Origin of the sequence: Capsulimonas sp. (assembly GCF_039929585.1) — a bacterium.
Taxonomy (GTDB): domain Bacteria; phylum Armatimonadota; class Armatimonadia; order Armatimonadales; family Capsulimonadaceae; genus Capsulimonas.
In genome coordinates this window covers 1-5,661 of the sequence record NZ_JBDSQY010000223.1, presented here as the reverse complement: position 1 = coordinate 5,661, position 5,661 = coordinate 1, and the positions used below count along the sequence as shown (strand labels likewise).

General features: G+C 61.4%; 4 protein-coding genes. 3 read left to right on the top strand and 1 reads right to left on the bottom strand.

The window, feature by feature from the left end:
- Nucleotides 1-1,608: hypothetical protein (locus tag ABIZ35_RS16580; RefSeq protein ID WP_348221039.1), on the bottom strand; the 1,608-nt coding region annotated here is incomplete at its 3' end.
- Between the two features lie 235 nt (nucleotides 1,609-1,843).
- Between ABIZ35_RS16580 and ABIZ35_RS16575 the strand changes: the two genes are divergently transcribed.
- The 3 genes from ABIZ35_RS16575 (at nucleotide 1,844) to ABIZ35_RS16565 (ending at nucleotide 5,547) form a co-directional block, all read left to right on the top strand.
- Complete coding sequence (locus tag ABIZ35_RS16575; RefSeq protein WP_348221038.1) at nucleotides 1,844-2,866, top strand: Gfo/Idh/MocA family oxidoreductase; 1,023 nt, start codon at nucleotides 1,844-1,846, stop codon at nucleotides 2,864-2,866.
- Between the two features lie 221 nt (nucleotides 2,867-3,087).
- Nucleotides 3,088-4,095, top strand: coding sequence for an HD domain-containing phosphohydrolase (locus ABIZ35_RS16570; RefSeq protein WP_348221037.1), 1,008 nt, complete (start codon nucleotides 3,088-3,090; stop codon nucleotides 4,093-4,095).
- A gap of 360 nt (nucleotides 4,096-4,455) precedes the next feature.
- Nucleotides 4,456-5,547 (top strand): sigma-70 family RNA polymerase sigma factor, encoded by a 1,092-nt coding sequence (locus tag ABIZ35_RS16565; RefSeq protein ID WP_348221036.1) that lies wholly within the window; start codon nucleotides 4,456-4,458, stop codon nucleotides 5,545-5,547.
- The last annotated feature ends 114 nt before the right edge of the window (nucleotides 5,548-5,661 follow it).

Here is a 5,661-nt window from a genome sequence, read left to right as displayed (position 1 = left end):
GCCGTCGCGCGCGGCGTTCACTTGCGTGTCCCAGAGCTTGTGGGTCAGGTCCGACGCGTCGTAGGCTTCCAGCATTCCATCGACGGTGCGCCAATTGGCGTTGTCGTCGAGCGGGCGGCTGGCCCAGACGATGCCGGACATTGGGTCCTTGCCGTTCGCTGAGATCGACAGAAACCCGCCCGGCATGCCGCCTGGAACGCGGACTTCCGATTGGAAGATCGGCGCCTCGTTGAGCTTGCCATCCTTGAGGGCAAACGCTTTGAGATGGTCTTCCTCGCTCCAGGTGTACACAGTTGGGCCGTTCTTAGGATCGTCATAGTAGATCGGCGATCCGTGAATATGCCCGGCGCCCATTTGGAAGCGCTGGATCATTTGCTTGTCGTCCTCGGCGAAGTGCCCGAGACTGCTGCGCTTGGTGGTGTACGCCACGCCGGACTTGCCGCCGCTGATCAGCAGATCGGTTCCGGGAACGAGCAGTGGGCCGGAGGAGCCGAGGTCGGTGTCGCCCTCGTTCAGGATCTCGAAGTTGCTTGGCGTGAACCAATCCATGATGACGAGATCGTTCTTTTGCTGGACGAGCCTCAGGATGCTGGTGCCGTAGTCGCGGCCGCCGGTCTGGGCGTCGGCGGTCCCGTTGCCGGTGACGGCGTAGATCGATCCCGCTTCGTCCGCCGACAATCCCTGGCCCGCCTGCCAGATCGAGCCCTGGGCGCCGTCGGGCGTGGTGCAGAGCACGGAGACTTGCCGCAGGGTCTTGGCGTCATACGCCATGATCCAGCCATGGAATGGGTCACGGTCCGCATGCGCGCCGAAGCCCAGGTAGACCAGCCCCTTGGACAGCAGCAGTCCGGGGCGCTGCAATTGCAGGAACGCGCCGAAAGAGACCTTGCCGTCCACCGCGTCGTATCCTTTGCCGGTTACGGTCGCCGTGATCGTCATCGGCGAGCCGCGCATTTCCTTGCCAGTGGCGATCGAAAGCGCGTGCAGACGCTGGAAGTACTTACCCTCTTCTTTGGTCTTCGCCACCACATAGATCGTTCCCGAATTGGAGTCGATCACGGGGGTGCTGGTGATGCCGATCTCCTCGTTCATGTCTGTCCACTTGGTAATGTAGACCTCTTTCGCGGGGACGGACGGGCCAAAATTGACGGTCCAGAACGGCGCTTTTGCCTTGGGATCGTCGGCGTCGTAGGCATAGACGCTGTTGTGCTCGGTGGCGACGAACAGGACGTTATGGACGCCTTTGCCCGGCATCTTCAGATTGGGGACATAGAGCGGCTGTGCGTAGACCTGCCCATCGACATCGCGGGCGAACAGCTTGCCGAAGTGCTCGGCGTTGACGTTTTCCTTGTTCAGCGCGATCTCGGTCAGGTTCGCGCCGGTCCGCGCGTTGTTATTGTGCTGGGTCAGCAGCGCCGTGGGACGCGCGAGCATCGTCGCCCCCACGGGGTTGGGCGTAACGACCGGCGCGGGCGGCGTGGGCGGCGCGACCGCAGGGTTAGGCGAGCCCTGCTGGACGGCGCTCTGCGCGTGCGCGTGCGCGCAGGCGAGTACGGCGGCCAGGCTATATGCGAGAGTTGTGCGGCGAGGACAAAATAGTGAGGGCACCGAAAGTACTCCGTTTCCGGTTGATATGGACAGGACGGGGCGGCGTCACGTCATGAAGTTGACAGGCGGAGGCGCGGCGCCGCGCCCCGTTCTCTATCGGGTATGATAACAACACACGTTTTTTGTTTCAGGTTCTTGGAATGAGAAAAAATTACGCGTCTTTCTTCCATGACGGCTGGGGAGACGCGTTGTTCACATTCCCCAGCAACATACCACACCTAGGCAGGAAAATCCCATGCCCGAAACTTACAATATCGCGATCCTCGGCGCCGGCGCATTCGCGTCCCGCCGTCATTTGCCTGCGCTGCAGTCCGACCCGCGCGCCAAGGTCGTCGCCGCCTGCCGCCGCGATCCAGACGCCCTCGCCACCTTCGCCGATCACTTCCAAATTCCTGGCCGCTACGCCGATTGGGAAGAAATGCTGGAAGATGCGAACTTGGACGGCGTACTCATCGCCACACCGCACGATCAGCACTACGCGCAGGCCAAGGCCGCTTTGGAAAAGGGGCTGCACGTCCTGATGGAAAAGCCAATGGCGCTCAGCGGCGACGAAGCCCAAGAATTGGCCGACCTCGCGCGTGTTCTAGGCCGTTCTTTGACGGTCGCGTTCAACCCGCCATACTGGCGTCACACCCACGCGCTGCGCGCGGGGATCGCCGCCGGCCGGGTGGGGGATCTGGAAACCGTGGACATCCGGATCAGCGTGTCGGCGGCGGCCGTGTTCGGTAAGGCGCCGATGCCCGAAACCATGCCCGGCGTTGTGCGCCCAACTCTCTTCCGCGCTGATCCCGCCGCCAACGGCGGCGGCAACCTCATGGACGGCGGCGGCCATCTCTTCAGCGAACTGCTCTGGGTGACCGGCCGCGCGCCTTTATCGGTCAGCGCCCTGATGGACACGACGCCCGACGATATGCGCTCCGTGATCTGTGTCCGTCTCGAAGGCAATTTACTCGCCACCATCACCGCCGTCGCCGACAGCGTCTATCAAACCCGCCGTATCCGCTCGACCTACGACGGAAGCCTTGGAAGCGCCATCGCCACCGGCCTGCCGTATCAAATCACCTGGCGCACCGAACAGGGCGAAGAAACCCTCGCCGAAGCCGACCTGCCCGACGTCCCCACACCCGTCTCCGACTGGCTCGACGGCTTCGAGACCGGCCACGGCCCCCTCGGCTCGCCCGAACACGGCGTTCAAGTGACAAAGCTGCTGGCGGCGGCGTACGAATCGGCGCAGACCGGGCGGATGGTTGAGGTGTGACTTTCACTATTGACCCACTTTGGTGCTTCGCGCGCCTTTGGCTTAACCCCCGACCGAAGGCCGCCCTGTACATAACCCACCCCGGCGCTTCGCGCCGGGGTGGGTTATGTACGGGGCACTAAATTCCCGTATATATGCAAGGCTTCTAAAAACATATCCTCAGAACCTTAACAGGTAAGATCGAAACTCACACCCCCGATAATTGCTGTATGCCGACAGCAATGCCCAATCTTAATTATACTGAAGCGCTGACCGCGCGTCCCCGTGTGCTCGTGGTGGATCACGAGCCGATGAGTCGGACGCTGATCGACGCCATTTTGCGCCGGGGGAACGACTACAACGTTCTCATGGCCGGTGACGCCGAGGAAGGGCTGGATGTGGCCCGTCGAGACCGGCCGGACCTGATGCTGCTCAGCACGTTTTTGCCGGGGGCGGACGGGTATTCGCTTTGCCGGACGCTGAAGTCCGAAGCGCGCACGCGGCGTATTCCCGTGGTGATGGTGACCGCGCATGCGGGAACTCAGGAGCGGGTGCAGGGGATTGAGGCCGGCGCGGATGATTTTATCGTCAAGCCGTTCAACCGTGTGGAACTTTTGGCCCGTGTTCGCTCGCTTATCCGTATTAAGGCGCTGAACGATCAGCTGGACGAAGTCGAGGATGTGATCTATTCGCTCAGCCGCGCCGTGGAAGCGCGCGAGGGCGGCAACCATGAGGCGCATACCGAGCGTGTGGTGATCTTCGCGCTGGCGATCGGGCAGGAGCTGGGCCTGACGGACGAAGCTCTGCGTGTGCTGCGTCAGGCGGCCATGCTGCGCGACGTCGGCAAGATCGGAATCCCGGACCGCATCCTCAACAAGCCCGGCGCGCTGGATGACGACGAGCAAAAATGGATGCAGGGGCATGTCGCGCTCGGCGAGCAAATCATCTCGCCGCTGCGCTCGACGGCGGCCCTGCTGCCGATCATTCGGCATCATCACGAGCGGATCGACGGCAAGGGATATCCCGATGGACTCGCCGGCGACGACATCCCGCTGGGCGCCCGGATCGTCGCGATCGCCGACTCCTACGACGCCATGCTTTCTAACCGTCCTTACCGGCCAGCGCTGTCTCCCAGCAAGGCGCTCGCTACATTGCAGGCCGGCGCGGGCAAGCAGTGGGACAGCCGATTGGTCAATCTTTTGGTCCAATGGTCTCTGCGTCAGCCCGGCGGCGTGCCGCAAACAAAATAGCGCCCGCCCGTATCTCCACGATTTTCCTGGAACGATTCTCTCCCGTGGTGACGTAAAATAATCAGGTTTACTCCCCCCACATGTGGGTATATGGAATGGGCTTGATGAGATTTATCAAAATATTGATAATTTTTATATAAATGTAATGGAAGTTACAGCGTTTTGAATGAAAATTTGAGACAATTAATAACTTGTTTGCGTATAGGATTCAGAAAGCGCTTTTTTGCGTGATTTTGATACTTTGTGAATAATGTTTCAATGTCGCAGCACGAAGATGTGAGTTAGCCCCACGGTGGAACCGCACGGCATGGCGCGTGGTTATATGAGAGGGTGGCGTGATTTATGATAAAGGGGAAGGCAATGGCGAATAGCACAGCTTTGATGGATAAGCCAAACGCGGCGCGGGCGCCTCGATCAGTGAGCTCGGTCGACCACGACGAGCGGAGTGTATTTCCGGCGGATGAGGCGGCTGGCGCGTTGGACGATCCCGATGCCGTTCGCTTCTTAAGCCTTGCGGCGTCCGGTGAGGATGACGGCGGAGCGCCGTTGCTCGACGCCGGCGTTGCGGACGACGATGTGGAGGATGAGGACGCCGAGGAAGAGAAGCCTCAGGTGTACCCGCCGGTCGAAGAGAACTCGCGTGACGAGTCGCTCCAGATGTGGATGCGCAAAACCAAGAGCACCAAGCTTTTGAGCGCCTCCGAGGAAATGGACCTGGCCCGCCGCGTCGCCGAGGGCGATCAGCGCGCGAAGGACATTCTGACCGAAGCGAATTTGCGACTGGTTGTGAGCATCGCGCGTCGGTACTCAGTCCCGGGCATCAGCCTGGCCGACTTGATCCAGGAAGGCAACATCGGATTGATCCGCGCGGTCGAGAAGTTCGACTACAACAAGGGATTCCGATTCAGCACCTATGCGACCTGGTGGATCCGCCGGGCGATTGCGCGCGCCGTCATCAACCAGGGCCGCACGATCCGCATTCCGGTCTATGTCGCCGAGACGATCCACAAGTTGGTTCGTACCTCGGGTCTGCTGCGTCAGCAGCTGTCCCGCGAACCAACCCAGGAAGAGCTCGCGGCTGAGATGGAAGTTCCGGTCGAGCGCGTGAACGAGATCATGCGCATCGCCAGCGAGCCGCTCTCGCTGGAGACGCCGGTCGGTGAGAAAGACTCGGCGCAGCTCGCGGACTTCATCCAGAGCAACGCCAACCAGTCGCCGTCGGACGCCGCTGTGAACTTGATTCGCCGCGAACAGCTCGATGCCGTTCTGGACAAGCTCACCCCGCGTGAGCGTGACGTTGTCCGCATGCGCTTCGGCCTGGACGACGGCTACGCCCACACGCTCGAAGAGGTCGGTCAGCGCTTCCAGGTCACCCGCGAGCGCGTCCGCCAAATCGAACTGCGCGCGCTGAAGAAACTGCGCCGCATGGGACCGGTCGATATTCGGGCTTAGTTTCGAGAGCATCTAAAATAGAAAACGCCCCCGCTGAGCAATCGGCGGGGGCGTTTTTTTGTCATAGGCCGCTGGCTGCCTACCCCCCCCGGCGCTTTAGCGCGCTTCCCCCTT

Coding starts and splice junctions, on each gene's coding strand:
- ABIZ35_RS16575 (WP_348221038.1), top strand. CDS start 1,844: ATGCCCGAAACTTACAATATCGCGATCCTCGGCGCCGGCGCATTCGCG.
- ABIZ35_RS16565 (WP_348221036.1), top strand. CDS start 4,456: ATGGCGAATAGCACAGCTTTGATGGATAAGCCAAACGCGGCGCGGGCG.
- ABIZ35_RS16570 (WP_348221037.1), top strand. CDS start 3,088: ATGCCCAATCTTAATTATACTGAAGCGCTGACCGCGCGTCCCCGTGTG.